The organism is Desulfocicer niacini (assembly GCF_054657595.1).
Genome location: NZ_BAAHYK010000020.1, coordinates 24365 through 46876 on the forward strand (window position 1 = coordinate 24365; position 22512 = coordinate 46876).

At 47.1% G+C, this 22512-nt stretch carries 21 protein-coding genes; 9 read left to right on the top strand and 12 right to left on the bottom strand.

Annotation, left to right across the window (positions count from 1 at the left end):
* Positions 1 to 68: 68 nt before the first annotated feature.
* A complete protein-coding gene (locus ACYQ2M_RS12285; RefSeq protein WP_459916640.1) occupies positions 69 to 995 on the bottom strand; it encodes a hypothetical protein in 927 nt (308 codons plus the stop codon).
* Between the two features lie 489 nt (positions 996 to 1484).
* On the opposite strand from ACYQ2M_RS12285, the gene ACYQ2M_RS12290 reads away from it, so the two are divergent.
* From ACYQ2M_RS12290 to ACYQ2M_RS12330, 9 genes are all read left to right on the top strand, one after another.
* On the top strand, positions 1485 to 2945 hold the full coding sequence (locus ACYQ2M_RS12290; RefSeq protein ID WP_459916641.1) for a trimethylamine methyltransferase family protein: 1461 nt from the start codon (positions 1485 to 1487) through the stop codon (positions 2943 to 2945).
* A gap of 1 nt (position 2946) precedes the next feature.
* Positions 2947 to 3579: a cobalamin B12-binding domain-containing protein gene (locus ACYQ2M_RS12295; protein WP_459916642.1), complete on the top strand. Its 633-nt coding sequence runs from the start codon at positions 2947 to 2949 to the stop codon at positions 3577 to 3579.
* Between the two features lie 372 nt (positions 3580 to 3951).
* Positions 3952 to 4848, top strand: coding sequence for a universal stress protein (locus ACYQ2M_RS12300; RefSeq protein ID WP_459916643.1), 897 nt, complete (start codon positions 3952 to 3954; stop codon positions 4846 to 4848).
* A gap of 299 nt (positions 4849 to 5147) precedes the next feature.
* Positions 5148 to 6512: an electron transport complex subunit RsxC gene (gene rsxC, locus ACYQ2M_RS12305; protein WP_459916644.1), complete on the top strand. Its 1365-nt coding sequence runs from the start codon at positions 5148 to 5150 to the stop codon at positions 6510 to 6512.
* Positions 6513 to 6551: 39 nt separating this feature from the next.
* On the top strand, positions 6552 to 7544 hold the full coding sequence (locus ACYQ2M_RS12310; RefSeq protein ID WP_459916645.1) for an RnfABCDGE type electron transport complex subunit D: 993 nt from the start codon (positions 6552 to 6554) through the stop codon (positions 7542 to 7544).
* A 144-nt stretch (positions 7545 to 7688) separates the two neighbouring features.
* Entirely contained in the window at positions 7689 to 8348 is a 660-nt protein-coding gene (locus ACYQ2M_RS12315; RefSeq protein ID WP_459916646.1) for an RnfABCDGE type electron transport complex subunit G, read from the top strand.
* Between the two features lie 20 nt (positions 8349 to 8368).
* Positions 8369 to 8989, top strand: coding sequence for an electron transport complex subunit RsxE (gene rsxE / locus ACYQ2M_RS12320; RefSeq protein ID WP_459916647.1), 621 nt, complete (start codon positions 8369 to 8371; stop codon positions 8987 to 8989).
* Between the two features lie 39 nt (positions 8990 to 9028).
* Complete coding sequence (locus tag ACYQ2M_RS12325) at positions 9029 to 9823, top strand: electron transport complex protein RnfA (protein WP_459916648.1); 795 nt, start codon at positions 9029 to 9031, stop codon at positions 9821 to 9823.
* Positions 9820 to 10635 carry an RnfABCDGE type electron transport complex subunit B gene (locus ACYQ2M_RS12330; protein WP_459916649.1) on the top strand — a complete coding sequence of 272 codons (816 nt, stop codon included), beginning with the start codon at positions 9820 to 9822 and terminating at the stop codon, positions 10633 to 10635. The genes ACYQ2M_RS12325 and ACYQ2M_RS12330 overlap by 4 nt, the downstream gene beginning before the upstream one ends.
* Positions 10636 to 10733: 98 nt before the next feature.
* Here ACYQ2M_RS12330 and ACYQ2M_RS12335 read toward each other — a convergent pair whose 3' ends face one another.
* From ACYQ2M_RS12335 to ACYQ2M_RS12385, 11 genes are all read right to left on the bottom strand, one after another.
* Positions 10734 to 11165, bottom strand: a complete 432-nt coding sequence (locus tag ACYQ2M_RS12335) for an ACT domain-containing protein (protein WP_459916650.1) — start codon at positions 11163 to 11165, stop codon at positions 10734 to 10736.
* Positions 11166 to 11249: 84 nt separating this feature from the next.
* A complete protein-coding gene (locus tag ACYQ2M_RS12340) occupies positions 11250 to 12554 on the bottom strand; it encodes a phenylacetate--CoA ligase family protein (RefSeq protein WP_459916651.1) in 1305 nt (434 codons plus the stop codon).
* A 173-nt stretch (positions 12555 to 12727) separates the two neighbouring features.
* Complete coding sequence (locus ACYQ2M_RS12345; RefSeq protein ID WP_459916652.1) at positions 12728 to 13519, bottom strand: enoyl-CoA hydratase-related protein; 792 nt, start codon at positions 13517 to 13519, stop codon at positions 12728 to 12730.
* A gap of 127 nt (positions 13520 to 13646) precedes the next feature.
* The gene (locus ACYQ2M_RS12350) at positions 13647 to 15377 is read right to left on the bottom strand and encodes an N-acetylmuramoyl-L-alanine amidase (protein WP_459916653.1); all 1731 of its coding nucleotides are present in this window, start codon (positions 15375 to 15377) and stop codon (positions 13647 to 13649) included.
* A complete protein-coding gene (gene mutS, locus ACYQ2M_RS12355; protein ID WP_459916654.1) occupies positions 15368 to 18037 on the bottom strand; it encodes a DNA mismatch repair protein MutS in 2670 nt (889 codons plus the stop codon). Before mutS ends, ACYQ2M_RS12350 begins: the two co-directional genes overlap by 10 nt.
* A gap of 49 nt (positions 18038 to 18086) precedes the next feature.
* Positions 18087 to 18503: a hypothetical protein gene (locus tag ACYQ2M_RS12360; RefSeq protein ID WP_459916655.1), complete on the bottom strand. Its 417-nt coding sequence runs from the start codon at positions 18501 to 18503 to the stop codon at positions 18087 to 18089.
* Positions 18504 to 18632: 129 nt separating this feature from the next.
* Positions 18633 to 19112 carry a hypothetical protein gene (locus tag ACYQ2M_RS12365; RefSeq protein WP_459916656.1) on the bottom strand — a complete coding sequence of 160 codons (480 nt, stop codon included), beginning with the start codon at positions 19110 to 19112 and terminating at the stop codon, positions 18633 to 18635.
* Positions 19113 to 19209: 97 nt separating this feature from the next.
* A complete protein-coding gene (locus ACYQ2M_RS12370) occupies positions 19210 to 19404 on the bottom strand; it encodes a CooT family nickel-binding protein (RefSeq protein ID WP_459916657.1) in 195 nt (64 codons plus the stop codon).
* 167 nt (positions 19405 to 19571) lie between these two features.
* Positions 19572 to 20294, bottom strand: coding sequence for a UPF0280 family protein (locus ACYQ2M_RS12375; protein ID WP_459916658.1), 723 nt, complete (start codon positions 20292 to 20294; stop codon positions 19572 to 19574).
* Positions 20287 to 21456 (bottom strand): deoxyguanosinetriphosphate triphosphohydrolase family protein, encoded by a 1170-nt coding sequence (locus ACYQ2M_RS12380; protein WP_459916659.1) that lies wholly within the window; start codon positions 21454 to 21456, stop codon positions 20287 to 20289. The genes ACYQ2M_RS12375 and ACYQ2M_RS12380 overlap by 8 nt, the downstream gene beginning before the upstream one ends.
* Positions 21457 to 21474: 18 nt before the next feature.
* The gene (locus ACYQ2M_RS12385; RefSeq protein ID WP_459916660.1) at positions 21475 to 22341 is read right to left on the bottom strand and encodes a P-loop NTPase; all 867 of its coding nucleotides are present in this window, start codon (positions 22339 to 22341) and stop codon (positions 21475 to 21477) included.
* Between the last annotated feature and the right edge of the window lie 171 nt (positions 22342 to 22512).

Consider the following 22512-nt stretch of genomic DNA (forward strand, 5'->3'; position numbering starts at 1 on the left):
TTTTTCCGGTTTGGTCATAATATGGTTTATTTGTCATAGTTAGCGGGGCCAACGGGGTCAGGCTTGTGTTATTGATAATCCACCAATCCCAACCAACGCCTTATTCGCCCCATCATTTTTTCAAATCCTCCAGTATATTTTTGAGAATATGTATCCACAAGGGTTTTGGCTTCATCTTCCTGCAGAATCTCCTCATGATTAACCATTTCCCGACGCTGTTTTTTACGGTAATTGACAATCCAAATATAAAAATCGGTTTCCGTCCGATGGGGAAATGATGCCATGATACCGTTTTTTGCGATGAGATCAACCAGCGGCGCATAAATTTTATCATACCAGGACAGGGCAGCCTCCCCCATGGTAATATGTCTTTTTTTTATTTCCGACAGGTAAAACCCATGGCGTTGAATGTGCTCCATCATAAAGGAATATCCCCCCAGAACCGTTATGTGAAAATCCACATTTCGGTGCTTTTTCAAACCCGTCTGGGTTAAAAATTTGTGATATGTCTCCAGGATTGCCAATTCCTTGATATCTGTTTTATCATTCAGGGAGACATCACAGTCGTATTCATAAATTCTTGCCTCAATGGCGTTTTGTTTCTTTGCTCTGGCCACGGAGATGCGGTGGTGCCCGTCTTTGACAAAATAGGCATCACATACCTTGTAAAGCGTAACCGGGGGCAAAATCTTCCCCGATGCGATGACCCCGTCAATATCTTTCCAACGGCTTCTAAGACTTTCTTCTCTGGGAAAAAAATGGCGGGTAAAATTCTGGTAACGCCCCTGACTGCCGATGATGGCATCCAGGCGAACCGTCTGAATTCCGATATCTGTGACAAACCATAAATCCAATTTTTCTTTCACATCTTCAAAGGGTATCAATCGATGGGATCTTCTGGTAAACCATCCGATTAACTCTTCATAGAAACCCTTGGAAATGGCCTTGGAAAATTTCAGGTCAGACGCATTTTGCTGTATGGTGTTGGACTGCATTTTAAATTTTTAAACAACTCCTGATTCTGTGTTTTTATTGAAGGAAGAATCCAGCATAATATGCTCATTTGCAAAGCAAGACACACACCCCCTAAGGCATCTGGCGCTGGAATGAGTAAATTCTTTTAAATTCATCCCTGAGCAATTTCTATTCACTAAATGATGTATACACGTATCTTTATTTTATTGCCATCTTTAAGGGTTGTAGGAAGTGATTTATGAATCTGTATATTTTTGATAGGTTTCGATTCATTATTCTTGACTTATGAATGAAACGATGTCATTAGGAAACAATCTTATAGAAATAACAACACCTCATTGTCGTAGAAGACATTGAAAACGCTATCCCCATAAAACATATCAGACAAGCCTTTGATATCTTTTAAGGATAAGGATGGAGCGGCATGGATTAAAAACGATAAAGATCCGGCACCGGGTTCTGGTGACGATAAACAAGATTTTTTTCTTGGATTAATTTAAGGAGAGATTATGGATTCAAAAGGTTTTCAAGGTGGACAATATCGTCCCCTTTCCCAGGAACAGGTGGTGACCATCCACAATGCATCACTGCAAATTCTTGAAACCATTGGAATGGGATTTGAGGAGGGGCTTGATGATACCGCAAAAATGCTGGCTCAAAACGGTGCAGATGTTGATTTCAGCAACCGTCGCATTAAATTTTCCAGAAATTTGATCGAGAAAGAGATCGAAAAAGCACCTTCCAAAGTGATTCTGCATGGCCGCGACACCCAGCATGATCTCGATCTGACAGAAGATAAGGTTCATCTTGGCACCGGGGGGGCTGCCATAAAAATTCTTGACATTGAAACAGGACAGGCCAGGGCAACCAACCTTGCCGATCTTTACGATGTATCACGGGTGGTGGATCAGCTTAAAAACATCCATTTTCTGGTTCGTCCCTGCATACCAACGGATATCCAGGAAGATGATTACGATATTAACATGTATTATACCTGCATGAAAGCCACGCAGAAACATGTTATGTCCGGTGTAAATAATGAAGAAGGACTTCATAAAGTCATTGATCTTGCGTCCATGGTGGCAGGTGGTAAGGAAAAATTCATGGAAAAACCTTTTATTTCCGTGATTACCTCCTTTGCCATCAGCCCCCTGAAACTTTGTACCCAGTCCACATTGATCATGCAGGAAGCCAATCGAAATCAGATCCCGGTGGCCCTTTCCTGCGCCCCCATGGCAGGCTCCACCTCCCCTGTAACAATGGCGGGAACCCTTGCTCTGATCCATGCAGAACAACTGGCAGGCATCACCATCTGTCAGTTGACCCATGCCGGTGCTCCCTTGCTCTATGGCGGTATCCCCGGGCTTGCCAATCTTTCCACCATGGGTTATCAGGGCGGCGCTGTGGAGTGTGGCATGATGAATGCTGCCATTCACCAGATGTCCAAACATATTAAAGTACCCAATTACAACTCATCAGGATTGACCGATGCCAAGGTGCCCGATGCCCAGGCTGGATGGGAAAAAGCCCTGACAGCGGTGCTTGCATCCATGGGAGGATCCAATTACATCCACCACAGTGCCGGCATGCTCGAATCCATGCTCACCGTTGCCCTGGAGCAATATGTCATTGATGATGAAATCATCGGCAACTGCTGCAAAGTCTTAAAGGGAATTGAGGTGGATTCAGAACATCTTGCTCTGGATGTCATCAAAGCGGTGGGGCCTGGAGGAAATTACATGACCGCTCCCCATACCATGAAGCATATGAGAACGGAATATTATCAGAGCAATGGTGTTTCCGACAAAAAAAGCCGAAATAAATGGGAACAAAATGGCAGCATGGATGCCAGGGAGAATGCCGTAAAAATAGCAAAAAAACTGGTTGCAAATAGAGTAACTGGCTATATTTCACCGGAAGTTGATAAAGCCATCCGGGAAAAATACAATATTTTATTGGGGGAATTTTAAAATGTCCGATTACAATGCGATGATAGAGGGATTGGTGGGCTGTGACGAGGCAAAGGTAGTTGGGCTTGTCAATGCCGCGCTCGCAGAAAATATCCCGGCGGTGGATATTCTGAACAAGGGCTTGATCGCAGGTATGGATCTTGTCGGTGAAAAAATGGAAAATGGCGACATGTTTATTCCGGAAGTACTCATGGCGGCCCAGGTCATGGGTAATTGTGTGAAGATCCTCAAGCCTCTGCTGGGAGAAGGAGAGGGACAGGCCGGAGCTTCCGTGATCATCGGAACCGTAAAAGGAGATCTACATGACATTGGGAAAAATCTGGTGGGTATGATGATGGAAAGTGCCGGAATGACCGTCCATAATCTGGGTGTAGATATTGCTCCCGAGGAGTTTGTTGCCCAGATAAAAAATCAAAATGCTCAGATCGTTTGCCTTTCCGCCTTATTGACCACCACCATGCCCATGATGAAAAAAACGGTGGATGCCATCGTTGAGAGCGGCCTTCGGGACCAGGTTAAAATCATGATAGGCGGCGCGCCGGTTACCCAGGCTTTTTGTGATGAAATTGGTGCAGACGGATTTGCTCCTGATGCTGGATCTGCTTCCAAGCTGGCAAAATCCTACGCGAATTAGTCACAGCGTAGAAAAAATAGGATGGTCCTGTAAAAACTCCAATTTCGGCAATTATTTTAATGATCATTTATGCCACATGTAATGGAACGTATGTGGTGGTAAAATTGGAGAACTCCTGACTGACAATTAATGAACATCAGCAACAAGGTTTTACCTGCCTTATTGCTGGTGTTTTTTTATTTAAAATACCACAACAGAACCCTCAAAAGGCATCCGATCCGGCGCATTCGAAGCTAAAGGGGATCTTAAAGCAATTGATACCCAAATTAAACTTGCTTGAAAACCATGTAATGCGGTATAGATATACAAGGTTATGAGGTAATGTTCAGAAGTTGTCTCCATTCAATTAAATAAATGCGGGGAGGGATGTGCATGGACAAAAAGAATTTACGCTTGTTAGTTGCCTATGATGGATCTGATCTGGCCCTTGATGCAGTACGCTATGTAGGAAAAGTCTTTCCTGTTGAAACAACAGATGTTGTTCTGTTTTATGTGGGGAAAAACATTCCAGCATCATTCTGGCAGATGGAAAAAGAACTGAACCTCAGCTTGAAAACCCCTGATGTCAGAGCATCCATGGCCACCCAGGCCAAGGCCTTTAATGCCTGCCTGGATAAAGCCCAGAACATTCTCACGGAAGCAGGATTTCCGGTAAGTGCCATTGAAAGAAAGCTTCAGAACGGGATTCATGGCGTGGTGCGCGATATTGTGGAAGAATCCATGAAGGGGTACAGTGCCGTGGTGGTGGGAAGAAGGGGACACAGTCGTCTAAAAGACATTCTTGCTGGCAATGTCCCCAATATGCTTCTGGACAAAATTAATACCATACCACTTATTGTTGTGGGTGGTCTGCCGGACAGTCGCAATTTTCTGGTTGCCTTTGATGGCTCCAATACCATCCTTAAAGCTGTGGATCACATGAAAAGAATGCTGGATGCTGCTGCCTGCAAGGTACTTTTGTGTCATGTGAGCAAGCTTCAGAAAAATAGGGGGGATCTCACTGAAACCGATGAGATAGAAGCAAAACTCAACCATTCCAGGCAGGAACTCATGGCAGCAGGCTTTTCCGTTGACAGAGTGGCATGCGAAATCCTTGAAGGAAAAAAGAGCCTTACCGATGCCATTATAGAAAAGGTGGAGCAGGGGCAGTTTGGTACGGTGGTGGTGGGACGACGGGGGCTTACTGCGTTAAAAGAACTCATGCTTGGCAGAGTTGGTGAGAAAATATTCAAGCTGGCCCAGCATTTGACTGTCTGGGTGGTCAAGTGATCCAAAAGATTAACCCTTGACTTGATAAAAAAATGTGTGGTACCTAAAACACTTATCTGGTTTTTGTTTAATATCTGATATATCAGACTAGAGAGCAAGGCGGGCATGCATGGCTCAAACCAATATTAATCACTCTTGGTTTGAGCTTTTTATTTTAAATCTTGATGATCCCCCGTTTTTTAATACCCTCTCAAAAATTTTCAGGATAAAAAAGATTTGGATCATCGAGTTCAATATGGTGAGCTTACATGGTGTGCTCAATGAATAACAATTAACAAGGTTTGGAGTAAAGAAAGAAAATGGGTTTATTCAGGTTTAAAGGTTTCCCCGGCAAGGGGACATTTCCCCATGGTATTCATCCACCTGATAACAAGTTCTTTTCAGCCGACAACGCAATCGAAGTGTTACCAACACCTGAAAAGGTGGTGTTGCCTCTTCTGCAGAACATCGGTGCCCCCTGTGAACCTGTTGTAAAGCCAAAGCAACAGGTTACAGCGGGAGAACTTGTGGGCAAGGGAAAGTCTTTTGTTTCTGCAGCTCTTCATTCCCCCGTATCAGGCACCGTCCAGAAGCCTGTGATGGTTACGCTGCCCAATGGCCGCCGGATGAAAGCTATTCAGATAAAGGCAGATGTTGATCAAAATCCCGGCCAGTTGCTGTGGGATAAGCTCAGTGCCACGGATTGGCCCACGGACTGTATTTCCATTTATGAACCGGCCACCATTTCAAAAATTATCCATGGTGCCGGTATTGTGGGTCTTGGGGGTGCAGCCTTTCCCACCCATGTAAAGGTCATGCCCGATGAAAATAAAATGATAGATACGCTGATGATCAACGGTTGTGAATGTGAGCCTTTTCTCACACCTGATTATCGTCTTATGCTCCAGGCTCCCGGTGCCATCGTAACCGGTGCCCTGCTGGCTGGCCGGGCCGTATCCGCCAAGGAAATCATCATCTGCGTGGAAGATAATAAACCCCTTGCCATTGAAAAGCTTCGCCGCATCACAGCCCAGACCGTGATCCGGGTGGCCGTGGTTCAGACCAAATATCCCCAGGGAAGTGAAAAGCAGCTGGTGAAAGCCGTGCTGGGTCTGGATGTACCCCTGGGTGGTCTTCCCTCAGATGTTGGCGTTGCCATGAGTAATGTGGGAACCATTGCCGCCATTGGAATGGCTGTGATCAAGGAATCACCCCTGACCCACCGGGCAATTTCTGTTTCCGGCGGGGGAATTACCACCCCGAAAAATCTGTTTGTACCCATGGGCATCAGCATCGGAGAATTGATTGATTATTGTGGTGGTTTTACAAAGGAAGCTGCCCGGGTGGTATCCGGTGGCCCCATGATGGGTTTTTCCTTTTCCGATCTGAGCACCCCGGTTACCAAGGGTACCAGCGGCATCACAATACTGACCCATGAAGATGTGGCAAAGGAAAATGAAACTGCCTGTGTACGATGCGGCAGATGCGTGGATGCCTGCCCCATGAACCTGGTTCCCACAAAGCTTGCCATGGCATCCCGATACAAAAATCCGGCCCTTGCCGTGAAATACAATATCAATGCCTGTTTTGAGTGCGGGTGTTGCACCTATGTCTGCCCGGCCAACATTAAACTTGTCCAGCTGATTCGTACCGGAAAACAGCAGGTTGCGGCCATGAAGAAGTAGTCTTCTTTATGTCTGGTTATAATTAAGGAGTAAATTAACGTGTCTCAGAAAAACGATATAGCAGGGCAGGGCATGGCCGACGAGGCCATCAAGATCCATGTGGCTCCCTCACCGCACCTGTCCGATCAGACCTTTACCACCCGGCGCATGATGACCGATGTAATCATCGCCCTCTTGCCCCTTGTGGTCATGTCGGTTTATGTGTTTCGTATGTATGCCGTTACCCAGCTGGTGATCTGTATTGCCGCCTGCGCGGCAGCCGAATTCGTCTTTGTAAAAATGAGAAGTAAATCCCCAACCCTGGGTGATTTTTCCGCTGTGGTCACCGGCATGATTATTGCCCTTTCACTGCCGGGTACGGCCCCATGGTATGTGGGTGTTCTTGCATCGGTGGTGGCCATCGGCATCGGCAAAATCATTTTTGGCGGTCTGGGAATGAATATCTTTAACCCGGCCATGGTGGGTCGAGCCTTTGTCATGATCGCCTTTGCCAGTGCCATGGGTGCCTCGGCCTACATCAATGCCGACGGCACCATTGATGCAATGTCCATGGCAACGCCATTGACTGCCTTTAAACAAAGCGGTGTTGCAACCTCAATTTTGGATCTCTTTGTGGGCGTAACCAACGGCTCCCTGGGAGAAACCAGTTCATTTGCCTGTCTGCTTGGCGGCGGATATCTTCTTTATAGAAAAACCGCTTCCTGGGAAATCCCCGCCGGTATTCTTTCAACGGTTATTGTTCTCTCTGCACTGGCGGACCTGTCCGGAAACTGCGGGGGTACCTTTGTTTTGCATCAGCTGTTTGGCGGCGCACTTTTATTCGGCAGTTTTTTCATTGCCACTGATCCGGTTTCAAGCCCTGTTACCCCCAAGGGAAAATGGATTTTCGGCATGGGCACCGGCGCATTGATCATGGTTATCCGTCTTTACAGTGGATACCCCGAAGGTGTCATGTTTGCCGTGCTGCTCATGAATGCCATGACCCCACTGATCAACAGATGGACCATTCCCAAACCCACCGGGGTGGCATGATAAACTGGAAATGTTGAAATTTACGTTGACCCGGTAGAAAAAAGCCCGCTGCTACAACAGACATGGCAGGCTTCTTCACCAAGGGTCATGGGAAATTTCAGATTCTTTCAATTGCCCACCGGGCATGTAAGGTAATAAAGACTTATGGATGATACGACATCAGAAAAAAGGGAGCGGTTCCAGAATAACAATCTGCTCCAGGCATGGCTTGTTCTGACACTTGCCTTGATTTTCGGTATATCTCTGGCAGGGGTCCAGGCAGCCCTGGGACCCAAAATTGAAGCCAACAAAATAAAAGAGACCATGGAAAAGGTGCCCGAAGTGGTACTGGGGCTTGAGGCGGCGCAGAAACTTGCGGCTTCGGGTGAAACGCTTAATATCCAGTCCCGGGTCATTGAAGTAAGTAAAAAGAATAAAAAGAAATTCTACACGGTGTATGAAGCAAGATTTAAGGATAATACAGTTGCCGGATGGGTGGCCAAGGCCGGTGGCCAGGGCTATGCAGACAAGATAGAGCTGCTTGTGGGTATTGATGCCCTGGCAGAAAACATCACCGGGCTTTTTATCCTGGACCAGAAAGAAACCCCGGGTCTTGGAAATAAAATTTCAGACACCGCGTGGCGCAATCAGTTTATTGATAAACCCGCAACAAATCCCTTGGTGGTGGTGAAGGATAAATCCCAGGGAGCCAGCAACATTGATGCCATTTCCGGTGCCACCATCTCGTCGGTGTCTGTGTGCGGTATTATCAATCAAACGGTTTCCGATATCAGACCGGAATTGACTTCAACCAAAAAAGATTAATATATAAAGGGAAATGACCAATGGCTGAACAACCAACCGCTCTGGAAAGATTTGTCCAGGGCATATTGCCTGAAAATCCGGTTTATCGCCAGCTGCTGGGGATGTGTCCCACCCTGGCGGTGACCAACGGCATGAAACCGGCAATGACCATGGCCTGCTCCGTGGCCTTTGTGCTGCTGTGCGCCAACGTTGTCACAAGCCTCATCCGGGGCCTGTTGAAGCCCCATCTTCGCATCGTTGTCTTCACCCTGACCATAGCTACTTTTGTAACCATAGCCGACCGGGTGCTTGCCGCCTATCTTTATCAGATGAGCAAAACCCTTGGGCCCTACATTCCATTGATCATCGTTAACTGCCTTATCATCTGCCGATGTGAGGTATGCGCCTCAAAGCAGAATGTGTTCACGGCTGCCTCGGATGCCGTGGGTCAATCCATTGGGTTTGGCCTGGCCCTGGCAAGCATTGCCATGGTGCGGGAACTGCTCGGAACTGGCGGACTGTTTGGCATGCCCATACTTCCGGCCGCGTGGCCGGACTGGGTCATCATGGTACTGCCCCCCGGTGCATTTATCACACTGGGACTGCTGTTGGGATGCGTCAACTGGATAGAAATGCGCAGGGGCGCCAAAGCCGGTAACTAAACCGGATCAACCGATGTATTTTTAACTGGAAAGGTTGTTATGAATTATCTCATAGATATTCTGCTCATAGCACTTAGTGCCGCCATTATAAACAACTTTGTGCTGTATTATTTTGTGGGGATTTGCCCTTTTATCGGGGTCTCCAAGAAGGTGGACATGGCCTTTGGTATGGGCTGCGCCGTTACCTTTGTTATTTGTATTGCCGCATTTCTCAGCTGGAGTATCACCACCATGGTGTTGATTCCCGGCGCACCGGTTTCTTCTTTTTTTGCAGGTTTTTTCCTGTCTGCGGAAGCCGCATCAAAAATTGATCTCACCGTGTTAAGTTATATTGTGTATATTTTCGCCATTGCCTCTTCGGTGCAGTTTGTGGAAATGTATGTGCGAAAATTTTACCCCTCCCTGTATAACTCCTTTGGCGTTTTTCTGCCGCTGATCACCACCAACTGCGCCATTTTGTTTGCCTGTTTGACCATCATGGCCAACGTGGCCGGTGTGGAAAATCCCCAGGACGCCTGGGATCTGGGCCGATCTATTACCCTGGCCCTTTTCGGCGGCGTTGGCTTCACCATTGCCATTGTCATCATGTCCGGCATCCGGGAAGAAATTGAATTGTGCGATATTCCCAAACCCTTCCAGGGCGCTGCCATCACCATGATAATAGGTGGCATTCTTGCCCTGGCCTTCATGGGATTCACCGGTGTGGATTCCGGCGTCAGAAAAGCCATTACCCCAACCCCTGCAGAAGAAACGGCCGCTGTCATGACCCTTGACCATGCCTTTGATCATCCGTTGAATTCCAGGGTTATTGTAAAGGAGATGAGGTTGTCATGATTGGAGTCGTCACCATTGGCATTGCTGCCGGAACCATGCTGCTCATGGCAGTTGTCATGTCGTATATTCTTGGCTGGGCCAATAAAAAGTTTCATGTGGAAGTGGACCCCCGGGTGGAGGCGGTAACAGAAGCCCTTCCCGGGGCCAACTGTGGTGGATGCGGGTTTCTCGGGTGCAGTGATTATGCGGTGGCCATTGTGGCCAACAATGCGCCGGTGAACAAATGCCCCGTTGGCGGGGCTGCCTGCGCTGAAGAGGTGGCCGTCATCATGGGCGTTGAAGTGGGAGATGCTGTGCCGTCACGGGCGGTGGTCCATTGTGGTGCCCACACCAATGACAAGGCAGGAAAATCTGAATACCGTGGCGAACAACGATGCGCCGCGGCCCATCTGGTGGCCGGTATCCAGGACTGCACCTTTGGCTGCCTGGGCTTTGGCGACTGCGTTTTGGCCTGTAATTACGATGCCATTCACATTGTAGATGGTCTTGCCACCGTGGATTATGATAAATGCGTGGGCTGCGGTGCGTGTACCCGTGCCTGTCCCCGGATGATTATTTCCATGGCGGATTTTCATGAAGACAGGATTCCTGCCATTCTATGTTCCAACAAAGATAAGGGAAAAGATGTGACCAGCGCCTGCAGTGTGGGCTGCATGGGATGTAAATCCTGCACCCGGGTGTCCGATATTATCACCATGAACGGTGATCTGGCCGTACTGGATGCCAGTGCCTATACCTATGAGAAAGTGGAAGGTGCCGAAAAAGCCATTGAAAAGTGCCCCACACATTCCATTGCTTTTATCGGGAAATAACCGATTGAATTGCCACGATTAAAAAAACCACCCTGAATTTGATTCAGGGTGGTTTTTTTTATATAACGGGCATGTCCTGACGAACACAAACTCATAGCTTAAAGGTTGTAAACGTCCTCGCCCTTGATCACATTGATGGATTGTTCTTCCAGGATGGCGATGGCCTTGTCAATGTTATCAAATCGAAAAATCATGATGGCGTTTTTCCCATGGGGATTGGCAAAGGCGTACATGTATTCCACATTTACCCCCTGGGCCGTGAGGGGATCGAGAACATTGTTAAGTCCGCCGGGGGCATCGTCGACTTCAACGGCAAGTACGTTGGTTTTTCCCACGGTGAACCCCTGTGCCTTGAGGGCCTTTTCCGCCATTTCATTGTTGTTGACAATGAGTCTTAAAATACCAAAATCTGTGGTATCTGCCAGGGACAACGCCCTTATATTGACATTGGCATCCCGAAGAATTGCGGTGACTTCGGCCAGGCGGCCTGCCTTGTTTTCAAGAAAAATAGATATCTGTTCGGCTCTCATATCTGAAACCTCCTTTGTAAAAATGTAAGGAACAGGTTCTGATGTCCATTGGGGCAAGCGACGTCAGAACCAGGCCCAAATGTATTAAGCTTTTCGGTTGTCAATGACCCGGATGGCTTTTCCTTGACTTCTTTCAATGGTCTTGGGTTCCACAAGCTTTATCTTAGCCGATACCCCAAGATATTCTTTAATATCCATGGAAAGCTTTTTCTCCATCTCCTGGAGTCCCTTGATTTCATCGGAGAACATTTCCTGGCCGATTTCCACTTTCACCGTAAGGGTATCAAGGTTATCCACCCTGTCAACCACCAACTGATAGTGGGGCTGAAGATCCTTGGTTTTCATGATCACACTTTCAATCTGGGAGGGGAATACATTGACCCCCCGGATAATAAGCATGTCATCGGTACGTCCGGAAACCTTGTTCATGCGCACATGGGTTCTTCCGCACACACAGGGCTCGGGATTAAGGGCAGTGATATCCCTTGTACGGTAACGGATGATGGGAAAGGCCTCTTTGGTGATGGAAGTAAACACAAGTTCTCCGGTTTCTCCATAGGGCAGCACTTCACCCGTATCGGGGTTAATCACCTCAGCTATGAAATGATCTTCAAATATATGAAGACCCTTCTGGGCTTCAAGGCATTCAATGGAAACTCCGGGACCCATGATTTCACTTAAACCATAGATGTCCATGGCCTTTAGATTGAGTTTTTCTTCAAGATCGTTTCGCATGTCTTCAGACCAGGGCTCGGCACCAAAGATACCGCATTTAAAATTGAGATCCTTGAAGGAGATCCCCATTTCCTGGGCAACTTCTGCAAGATGAAGAATATAGGATGGGGTACCGGTTAGCACAGTGGGTTTAAAATCACGCATGATGACAATCTGACGTTTGGTATTTCCCCCGGAAACGGGAATCACGGAGGCACCCAGACGTTCGGCACCATAATGTACCCCAAGCCCTCCGGTGAAAAGGCCGTATCCATAGGCATTATGGACAATATCATTGGAGGTGGCACCCCCGGCGGCAAGGCTTCTTGCCATGAGTTCCGACCAGGTTTCTATATCCCTTCTGGTATATCCCACCACAGTTGGAAGACCTGTGGTACCTGAGGAGGCATGGATGCGTACCACATTTTCCATGGGAACAGCAAACATGCCATAGGGATAATTGTCCCGAAGATCCTTTTTCACCGTAAAGGGAATTCTCTGCAGATCCTTAAGGGATTTAATATCCGAGGGTTTAACCCCTGCTTCTTTAAAGCTTTGTGTGTAAAAGGGGACTGTGGCATACACACGTTCCAATGTGGTTTGCAGCCGACGCAACTGGATCGCTTCCAGAGCCTCCCGTGGCATGGTTTCAAAATCCATGTTAAAAATGGGCATGGTAAAATGCTCTCCTTCTTTTCTTCTTTCTTCAGTATCTAGGCATCCGTCGTGTCAGCCCCAAAGTACTTTACACTTTTGGAGCAAGAGTTCCCGAAAAAAGGAATTATTGCGCCAAACAAGTCTAAAGAGGCAAATGAAGGATGCCAATATATATTTCAGTTTATTAATAATCAGCTTTCCAGGGTACCTTTGAAATCCGCTTTTCTTTTCTCAAGAAAGGCACTGGTACCTTCTTTGGCATCAACGCTTGCCATGCATATGGCAAAGGCATCTGCTTCAAATTTACATCCGGTTTCAAGATCAACATCTTTGCCGGCACCAATGGCTTCCTTGGCGGCCCTTAAGGAGGTTCTTCCTTTTTTCGCAATGGCTCTGGCAGTTTTCATCACAGCCTCCATGAGGGCATCCGGGGCAAAGACCTGATTTACAACTCCCAGCGTTTTTGCTTCTGCGGCGGGAAATATTTTACCGGTGTAAATAAGCTCTCTTGCCATGTTGGTTCCCACCAGGCGCGCCAGACGCTGGGTGCCACCAAATCCGGGAATAAGGCCCAGGGTAATTTCAGGAAGACCAAACGCTGCTTTTTCCGATGCATAAATGAAATCGCAGGCAAGGGAGAGTTCAGTTCCACCACCCAGAGCAAAGCCGTTAACGGCGGCAATGACAGGGATGGGCAGATTTTCCAGCCTGGAAAATATTTTTTGCCCTTGAACGGCAAATTTTTTGGCCTGGAGGGAAGTCATCTGGGCCAGTTGGGAGATATCAGCTCCGGCAACAAAGGCCTTGTCGCCGGCACCTGTCAAAACCAAAACCCGGATATCTGTCGATTCTTCAATCTGGGTAATGGCAGTGTTAAATTCTTGAAGCAAGGCATGGTTCAGGGCATTGAGTGCCTTGGGACGATTAAAACTGATGATGGCAATGTTTTCTTGGACCTCAAAAATAATGTTTTCAAATGACATGATACGCTCCAGATAAAAGGTAATTTAATTTAGCGCATGCTGAATTTCAGTATGTTTTTGAACCCTGCAAGATCCGGCATGCGTTTTTTATCCCCAGATTGGTCGATGTTGTGACCAAGCCTCGTCTTTAAAATTTTTCGGGATTGGTTTCCTTTATATATGATTCAACTCCGTCAATAATACTTTCACATAAGTAGTTCTGATAATTTTCATTAAGCAGACGTCTGCATTCTCTTTTGTTACTGATAAAGGATGTCTCAATGAGTATGGACGGCATGGTGGCCCCCAGCAGTACATAAAAGGGTGCTTTTTTCACACCGAGGTTATGAACGTACTTGTATTTTTTTGAAAGACCGGTGCAGATAGCCCCTTGAACATGGGTGGCCAGACGTCCGGATTCGTTGATTTTTGCATTCTGCATGAGCCCATTGAGAATATCTTCCAGATCGGAAATGTTTTTCCGTGAGGTGGCATTTTCCCTTGCAGCCACATTAACGGCATCATCATCGGTGGCCAGATTTAAAAAATAAGTTTCCACCCCGGTGAGATTTCTGTTTTTTGCTGCATTACAGTGAAGGGAAACAAAAAGATCGGCATTGCGGGTATTGGCAATGGCCGTTCGACTTTCCAGGGGTAGATATTTGTCTGTGGTTCGGGTCATGATGACATTGCAGCCCAATCGAGCTTTCATTCTTTTTTCCAGTTTCCTGGCAATTTTCAGTACAATGTCTTTTTCCTTAACCCCCGCCTGATACCCCAGTGCTCCGGGGTCTTTTCCCCCATGACCGGGATCTATGACAATGGTTTTAACCCCCAGGGCCAGTTGTTGCACAATGCCTTTATTGGTTGGTGATGCGGGAGGAGATGGAAAGGATTTTTTGGAGGCTTTGGAAGGGGTTGAAGCAGAAATAGTGGGTTTGGCCGCCCATACATCCACCACCACCCGAAAAGGATCATTCAAGGAAAAAACATTATAAGTATCAAAGGATTTAATATCGATGACCACCCGCACCGAGTGGGGGGTGTGCTGTCCTGCCCTGGCCTGGGTGAGCAGATGATCGTTGATGTAGGTATGTTTAGGAATATTTTTGCCCAGACGCGAATCTTCAATATCAAGAAAAAGGCGCATGGGTTTTTTTAAAGTGGGATTTTTTTCCAGAAGCGCGTGGGTGAATTTTCGACCTTTTTCAATGTCAATGACTACCCGGGTATAAGATGGGTTAGACCAATGACGAATATCCGTAATAACTGCATCGTGACTGGCTATGGTGGCAGATTCGGTCATGGGAGTGATTTTTGTTGTGCCGGATTTTTTTTCCCACTGATTTTTAAGGGCTTTTTTCCGGGGTAGCTGATCCCTTTTGGCATTGACGGGGGGAGAATTCACTGGCGGAGAAATCGAAGAGACTTTTGGAGAATTTGCTGTTTTAAGTTCGGGTTCGGCCGTGACATCAAGGGCGGCCAAAAGCTTAAGGGACCTGTTTCGGTAGGCGCTTTTGGGATATCTACGGGTGATGCGCTGGAGAAGATCAATTGCTTCTTTTTTGTCCTGGGGTGCATAGGAGAACTTGTAAAGATCCAGGTAAAGTTGTGCAGAACGGTACATGGCCGCAGGTGCCCATGGATCATTGGGCATTGTCAGAAAAATATTTTGAAATTTATCAATGCATTTCATCCAGTTGTCACGGTATTGGCGTTTTTTCGGGTTTTTTTGCAATTGTCTGAAGGCGCGATTGCCATTTGTATATTGCTTTTTTGCCGTGGCTGCATTACAGCGGGCAGGGGCCAGCATAAAGCACCCGGTAATCACCAGTAGTAACAGCAGAACAAAGGGTTTTATGGAGGGCTTTATGTGCATGTGGTTTCTATTTGTGTGTTATCCATCTTTTCTTTTATGGTGTTAAGCAGATTCAAGGCTTCAATGGGAGTCATCCGGGAGATGTCAATGCCGGCAATCATTTCAAGAATCGCTTCGTGTTTTTTTTCTTCAAATAAATCCATCTGGCGGGAGACGGGCTCATCTTCAGTATCCGGCACATCATTATTCTCCCCGGGTAAAAGCCCGTTTTCAACGGCTTTTAGAATGGATTTTGCCTTGTCAATCACCGCCGGAGGCACGCCGGCAAGCCTTGCCACCTGTATGCCATAGCTTTTATTGGTTCCGCCTTTCACAAGGGTGCGTAAAAAAATTATATTTTCCTTAAACTCCTTGACGGCAATATTGAAATTTTTAACCCGGGGATGAATCTGCTCCAAACGGGTCAGTTCGTGGTAATGGGTGGCAAAAAGTGTTTTTACGCCTTTGTTTCTGTGATCATGGAGGTATTCCGCCACGGCCCAGGCGATGCTTAACCCATCATAGGTGCTGGTACCTCGTCCAATTTCATCCAGAATAACCAGGCTGTTTTCAGACACATTGTTGACAATATTGGCGGTTTCTTCCATTTCCACCATAAAGGTGCTTTGTCCCTGGGACAGATTGTCCAAGGCACCCACCCGGGTGAAAATTCTATCCACAATGCAGAGGGATGCTTTTTTTGCCGGAACAAAGGAGCCTATCTGGGCCATTAATACGCTCAGGGCAACCTGGCGAAGCACTGTTGATTTACCTGCCATGTTAGGACCGGTGATGATCATCACCTGGTTTTCTTCCATATCCATTTTAATGGAATTTGGCACATATCGGTCGCCCTTCATCAGTTTTTCCACCACCGGGTGACGGCCATCCACAATGGATATACGCTGGTCTTTATTTATCTCCGGTCGGCAATACTGATTCTGCCCTGCCGTTTCGGCCAGGGCCAGCAGACAATCCACCGTTGCCAGAAACGATGCCATGGTTAGGATGGCGGCGGTTTTGTCCACAATGAGACGACGCACCTCGGCAAACAGGGAATACTCCAGGGCGCAGCGCTTGTCCTGGGCGGACAACACGTTTATTTCAACTTCTTTAAGTTCTTCGGTGATGAATCGCTCGGCGTTAACCAAGGTCTGTTTTCGAATATAATGAGCCGGCACGGATGGGGCCTGGGCCTTGCTGACCTCGATAAAATATCCGAATACCTTGTTATATTTGATTTTAAGGGAGCTCAGGCCGGTTTTTTCTTTTTCCTTCATTCCTTTTCTGACAATCCACTGTTTGCCGTCCCGGGACATTTCAATGAGTTCATCCAGATCTTTGTTGTAACCATCCTTGATCAAGCCGCCCTCGTTAAGGGGCAGGGGAGCATCTTCCCGGATGGCCTTGTCAATCACACCGGCAAGGGTGGTCAGATCCGATGCCACGGTGTCACGATTCTTTATGTTCACCCCGCTGTAAAGGGGGGAGGAGAACTGATTCAGGTCTGCAAAAAGATCAGGCAACTTAAGAAGGGATGTTTTAAGGGCTATGAGATCCCGGGCACTGCCGTGGCCCATGGATATTTTGCTGCCAAGGCGCTCTAGATCATACACGGATTTAAGATGATCCCGGAGGCGATTACGAAGACTGTTTTCGGCAAGGGCTTCTTCCACGGCACTGAGTCGAAATTCAATGTCCTTTGGGTCTTTTAAGGGATAGCGAATCCAGTTTTTAAGTGTTCTGCTGCCCATGGCCGTGGTGGTTTTGTCCAGAATGGAAAGAAGCGTTCCTTTTTTATCCATGGTCTGGATATTTTTCAATAATTCCAAGTTACGGCAGGAGCGATCATCAATTATGAGATAGCTGTTCAACACATAGGGGCGAAGGGTGAAAACATGATCAATGTCATGGAACTGGGTCTCTTTAACGTAATGAATGATGGCACCTGCAGCCCCGATACCAGCTGAAAAATGATCACAACCGAATCCTTCCAGACTTCGGGTTTTAAATTTATCTATGAGGGTCTGGCGTGCCGTGGCAGGGAAAAATACATCCTTTGAAAGCCAGGAAATCTGACGATGGGCAAAGGCCTGGCGCAGGGGCTTGAAAAAAGGGTCTTGCCGGTGATGAGAGCTGATCAGTATTTCACTGGGATCTATGCGCAGGGCTTCGTCCATGAGCACATCAGGAATTTTGCCGTTGGTGGTTCTGGTTTCCGTGACATTAAAGGTGCCGGTGGAAATATCCAGGCAGGCAAGACCGGCATATCCATCCACCAGGGCCAGGGCCATCAGAAAGTTATTTGAACCCTTGTCAAGCAGGGATTCATTTAAAATCATACCCGGTGTGATGACCCGAACCACCTCTCGTTTCACCAGTCCTTTTGCCTGGGCCGGATCCTCCACCTGCTCGCAGATTGCCACTTTGCAGCCACTTTCAATGAGTTTTGCAATGTAGGTATCCGCGGCCCGAAAAGGTACCCCGCACATGGGAATGGCATTGTCCTGATTTTTGTTTCGTGAGGTCAGGGCAATTTCAAGGATGCCCGCAGCTTTACGGGCATCCTCCTGGAACATTTCATAAAAATCCCCCATTCGGTAAAACAGAATGGCATCGGGATAATTGTCCTTGATGCGCTGGTACTGCTCCATCATGGGGGTGTTTTTTTTGGGGGTCATAGCTTTAATAAAAATTTAGGAGGGAGTAAAGATCAATACATGGATCTTTTTATGCCTCCACCTCTTTTTTCTGTTTTGCATCAACGGAATCAACATCCATGTCATTTGTTTCCGTGTCAGTTATCAACTCTGTCTGATAGGGATCTGCCTCGTATTTCTCCAGTTCATTTTTCAGGTTGGCTATTTCTTCAAGATTGGCTGCATTTTCAGCATTGAGGCGTTTCAGGGTTTTTTTGGCTTTTAATTTTAGTGTCATGGAGACAAAACCGGCGTACAGCAGACCCACCAGAAGGCAGGCACCCATATATACAACATTTTGAACCGCCGGGGCTGTCCAGTGCCATGTTTCCACTCCAAGACTGAATGACAATTCCTGTTGTGCAAGGAAATACGCTCTGTTCTGATAGATCAAAAGCGAAATGAAAATCACAACAATCAACCCCAAAAACAGCTTAAATTTTTTCATTCGACATCTCCGGTTGGTTTAATATATTAACAGAAAAATTGTTAATGAAATGTATCTGAATCATAGATCAACTGTTATTTTTTTTCAATCAATCTTTTTTCAATCACTTCATTTTATTAAACAAAATAATCAATCTTTTGATTTAAACATCCATGGGTTATAAAAATTTACCCCCGGAGGCGCAGGGGATGTGAAAAGGTTCCAGTCCAGGCGGTTGTTGTCAATGGTATTGGCAACTTCCATGAGGGAAATGTGCAGATGGCAGGGAATCTTTGATTTTCTACCGGTGGTATCTGCTATATTTCCAAGGATTTCATCCCTGATAATTGTCTTGCCCGGACACATGTCCGATAGGGGCTGGATATGGGAATAAATAATGACAAAGCGGGAATCGTTTTCAGGGCATTCCCGGTAATGAACAATCACCGATTTTCCAAGAAAATCATGACAGACATTTAGCACGGTTCCCGGTGCCATGGCAGGAACTTTAACTTCGGGGCGGACCCAGACAATCTTGTCGTTGACATCCCTGTACATGCCGATGTCCAAGCCTTCATGGCAGGTTTTCCGATAAAGGAAATCACCCCACCATTTAGCATTGGAGAACAACAGCATCCCCTCAAAAAAACACCAGGTTTTTTCGCGGCACACCGGTAGATGATTAAGTGTGGCAATGCTTTTAAGATAACGCTTGATTGTTCAACCCTCAAATGGCAACCAGCACAATTTTGTGTGCCATCAGGTTGATATCTTCAATTCTGCCGGTTATCTCCTGGCGATCGCCCAGAAGGCCTTTTAAAACAAAGGTATTGGTGCCCGAAGGCGTGATGGCGGCAACGTTTTCCATTATAAGGGTTTCTGAACCATCTTGTTTTTTTAAAAATACGTTTGACTCACACATGGGTATCTCCTTTTATATGAAAACGGGGAGTTGATAACAATATCGACCCTTTCAGTTTGGTGCCTTGAACACAGTTTATCGGGTGGTTCCACGCTTTACAGCCTACATTCCATATCAGGAAAAGCCCGGTGTTGCAAGGAAAAGGCAGGGCTGATATGCGCCTTTTTTCACAGGCCAACCAACTCCATGTCTCCCCAGGCACCCAGTTTTTTCTTCTTGATGACAATAATGCCCTGAACACCGCCAATTTTTTTTCCATAATCAATGGCCGCCTGGATATCAGATTCGGCTTTCACTCGGTTTGCAAGGGCCGTTGCCATGGCATCCGCAAGGGTGCAGGAGTCCGCCAGTATGGTGACGGCATCAGCTTTGCCAAAACTTGTGGAATGCCCGATGGTGCCAGATGAAGTGCAAAGGGCAAAGGGTGTTTCCCGGTTGGCGATTTTTACCCCCACCTTCATGCTCAAGGGCGACTTACCGGCAAAAATGGCAAGGGTGGTGTCGGAACAGGTTTTTAAAAACACATCTCCCCCGTTTTCCACAATCACCTGGTTTGATACGGCCATCAGTTCTTGCCCTGCATACTGGGCAATGGCTCCGGCGATGGCTGCCATGGGTCCGACCCGGGCTTTTATGCCCGCGTCAATCATGTTTCTTATGATTTCAGGAACATGGGGCAGCGGGGGCAGGGGAACCATGGATGTAAGGAAAGAAGGATAAACCTGGATGTGATTTTCAATGTAAGCGCGGCAGGTCAGGACTGATTTTATGGCTTCCCGGGAAAGATCTTTGTCCGCCTGAATGTGCAGGTTGGTTTCCTTGACGGTGATGGTAAAAGGCACAAGCCCTTTGCGTTGTGCGTGGGCTCGATAATTTCTGTTGTTAAACATGAATCGGCATCTCCATGTGCCGGGGTCTCATGGATTCCGGGGCCTGGCTAATAAAGAAAGAATCCGTCATGCCGGAGATAAAATCCCTTACAATTTCGGGCGGGGTATGGGTTTGACGGTATTCCTGGGAGATTCCCCTTAAAAAGCGGGTGAAAACCATTGAGTTTAGCTTATTTTTTTCAAGATCAGTTAAAAACATTTCAAAAAGGTATTCATAAATGTTTTCTACGGCCTTCAGATGATTTTTAATGAGGGGATTTTTGTAAATACAGCGATAATTGAATTCTTTAAATGCAAGCAGGGCTTCAAATATGGGCTCACTGAATCCCACCTGGGGGGATTGCATGCTGCTGGAGATGAGATCCGTCACAAGATTAAACACGATGGTACCGTTGGTGCTTCCAAGACGTGAGGCAGTGATGCTCGGCAGGTCCTCCCGGATGACAAGACCCAGTCGGATGGCATCTTCAAAATCCCTGCCGATGTAGGCAATGGTATCTGCCATGCGCACCACGCACCCCTCGGAGGTCATGGGCATCTGGTCGGGCTTTTCCATGGTTTTCATCCATTTGACGGTGGCGTCAAAATCATCAAAGGTTTTATTTCTAAGGGGTTTTATCTGTCGGCAGTGTACTTCACCATTGTGGCACAAGATTGCATCCAGGGTCTCCAAGGTAAGATCCCATCCCCGGCCATGCCGCTCTATTTTTTCCAGAAACTGGACGGACTGCACGTTGTGATGAAAAAAACCGATACCATGTTTTTGGGTCAACCGGGAAAGGATGCGTTCCCCGTCATGACCAAAGGGAGGGTGACCGATGTCGTGTCCCATGCTGATGGCTTCTATGAGATCTTCGTTGAGGCCGAGATACCGGCCAATGGTTCTGGCAATTCTGGACACCAGCTGAACATGGAGCACCCGGTGGGAAAGATGATCATTTTTAATGAGGGAAAAAACCTGAGTTTTATCAATGTAGCGGGTATAGGCAAGGGAATTTAAAATCCGGTCGGCATCCACACAAAAGGACTGACGGTAATCCGGGGTCTGGTGGGTATCGGCGTGACGTCTGGTGGCGTTGTCACTGAACGCTGACAGGGGTGAACGCTGGTCATGTTCCCGCTGGTCCAGTCCCTGTTTCATAAACCCTGTCAGCTCATTCATGGCACCACCATTCTTAGTTTACAGTTGTTTTGTAATATTTTCTACAATGGCTGTAAATGCCTTGGAAAAGGTGGATTCCGGGTTTTGCAGTACCACGGGGGAACCGGCATCTCCTGATTTTACCACCTCGGTGTCAAAGGGGATGGAACCAAGAAAGGTCAAGCCCTCTTTTTTTGCTGTGGCTTCGCCGCCGCCGCTTTTAAAGAGTTCAATTATCTCATTGCAGTGGGGGCACTTGAAGGGGCCCATGTTTTCAACAATACCAAGGGTTTTGATTTTAACGGTGCGGCAGAAGGAAATGGATTTTCTCACATCGGCCAGGGCCACTTCCTGGGGGGTTGTGACTACCACGGCCTTTGCGTCGGGGATGGTCTGGACAACGGAAATGGGCTCGTCACCGGTGCCGGGAGGGGCATCAATGATGAGAAAATCCAGATGTCCCCAGTCCACGGAACCCACAAACTGTTTGATCATACCAGTTTTGGCCGGGCCTCTCCAGATGATGGCCTGATCTTTATCCTGCATCAATGCCTGTATGGAAACCACCTTAAGGTTGTCATTGATTTTTTTGGGAAGCAACAGCTGATTGGGGGAAATATCCAGCAATTCCGTCATGCCAAACATCTGTGCAATGGAAGGACCATGGAGATCAACATCCATAAGGCCGGTCTTAAACCCTTTCTGGGCAAGACTTGCGGCAAGGTTGGCGGAAACGCTGCTTTTTCCCACGCCGCCCTTTCCACTCAATACAAAAATTTTATTTTTGATCTTGGCAAGGGAGGCTTTTATCTGCTCTTCCTGTTCCTGCTGTTGATTGGCCTGTTTGGATTGGGAAGGGCATCCGGATGATTTTTTCTTTGCCTGATCCACACTGTCGTAAAGCATAATATTTTTCATCTCCTGAAAAAATCGGGGTGGTTATGATTTTTAATTTTCACCCCCTGGGGATGAATTTTAAATCAAAAACCACGTCCAAAAAATCAATACATAAAAATTAATACATGATGTCCGGTTCATGGCAGAAAATCAGAAAAAAACCATATAAAAGGCTTTTAG

Coding starts and splice junctions, on each gene's coding strand:
- ACYQ2M_RS12285 (WP_459916640.1), bottom strand. CDS start 995: ATGCAGTCCAACACCATACAGCAAAATGCGTCTGACCTGAAATTTTCC.
- ACYQ2M_RS12290 (WP_459916641.1), top strand. CDS start 1,485: ATGGATTCAAAAGGTTTTCAAGGTGGACAATATCGTCCCCTTTCCCAG.
- ACYQ2M_RS12295 (WP_459916642.1), top strand. CDS start 2,947: ATGTCCGATTACAATGCGATGATAGAGGGATTGGTGGGCTGTGACGAG.
- ACYQ2M_RS12300 (WP_459916643.1), top strand. CDS start 3,952: ATGGACAAAAAGAATTTACGCTTGTTAGTTGCCTATGATGGATCTGAT.
- rsxC (WP_459916644.1), top strand. CDS start 5,148: ATGGGTTTATTCAGGTTTAAAGGTTTCCCCGGCAAGGGGACATTTCCC.
- ACYQ2M_RS12315 (WP_459916646.1), top strand. CDS start 7,689: ATGGATGATACGACATCAGAAAAAAGGGAGCGGTTCCAGAATAACAAT.
- rsxE (WP_459916647.1), top strand. CDS start 8,369: ATGGCTGAACAACCAACCGCTCTGGAAAGATTTGTCCAGGGCATATTG.
- ACYQ2M_RS12325 (WP_459916648.1), top strand. CDS start 9,029: ATGAATTATCTCATAGATATTCTGCTCATAGCACTTAGTGCCGCCATT.
- ACYQ2M_RS12330 (WP_459916649.1), top strand. CDS start 9,820: ATGATTGGAGTCGTCACCATTGGCATTGCTGCCGGAACCATGCTGCTC.
- ACYQ2M_RS12335 (WP_459916650.1), bottom strand. CDS start 11,165: ATGAGAGCCGAACAGATATCTATTTTTCTTGAAAACAAGGCAGGCCGC.
- ACYQ2M_RS12340 (WP_459916651.1), bottom strand. CDS start 12,554: ATGCCCATTTTTAACATGGATTTTGAAACCATGCCACGGGAGGCTCTG.
- ACYQ2M_RS12345 (WP_459916652.1), bottom strand. CDS start 13,519: ATGTCATTTGAAAACATTATTTTTGAGGTCCAAGAAAACATTGCCATC.
- ACYQ2M_RS12350 (WP_459916653.1), bottom strand. CDS start 15,377: ATGCACATAAAGCCCTCCATAAAACCCTTTGTTCTGCTGTTACTACTG.
- mutS (WP_459916654.1), bottom strand. CDS start 18,037: ATGACCCCCAAAAAAAACACCCCCATGATGGAGCAGTACCAGCGCATC.
- ACYQ2M_RS12360 (WP_459916655.1), bottom strand. CDS start 18,503: ATGAAAAAATTTAAGCTGTTTTTGGGGTTGATTGTTGTGATTTTCATT.
- ACYQ2M_RS12370 (WP_459916657.1), bottom strand. CDS start 19,404: ATGTGTGAGTCAAACGTATTTTTAAAAAAACAAGATGGTTCAGAAACC.
- ACYQ2M_RS12375 (WP_459916658.1), bottom strand. CDS start 20,294: ATGTTTAACAACAGAAATTATCGAGCCCACGCACAACGCAAAGGGCTT.
- ACYQ2M_RS12380 (WP_459916659.1), bottom strand. CDS start 21,456: ATGAATGAGCTGACAGGGTTTATGAAACAGGGACTGGACCAGCGGGAA.
- ACYQ2M_RS12385 (WP_459916660.1), bottom strand. CDS start 22,341: ATGCTTTACGACAGTGTGGATCAGGCAAAGAAAAAATCATCCGGATGC.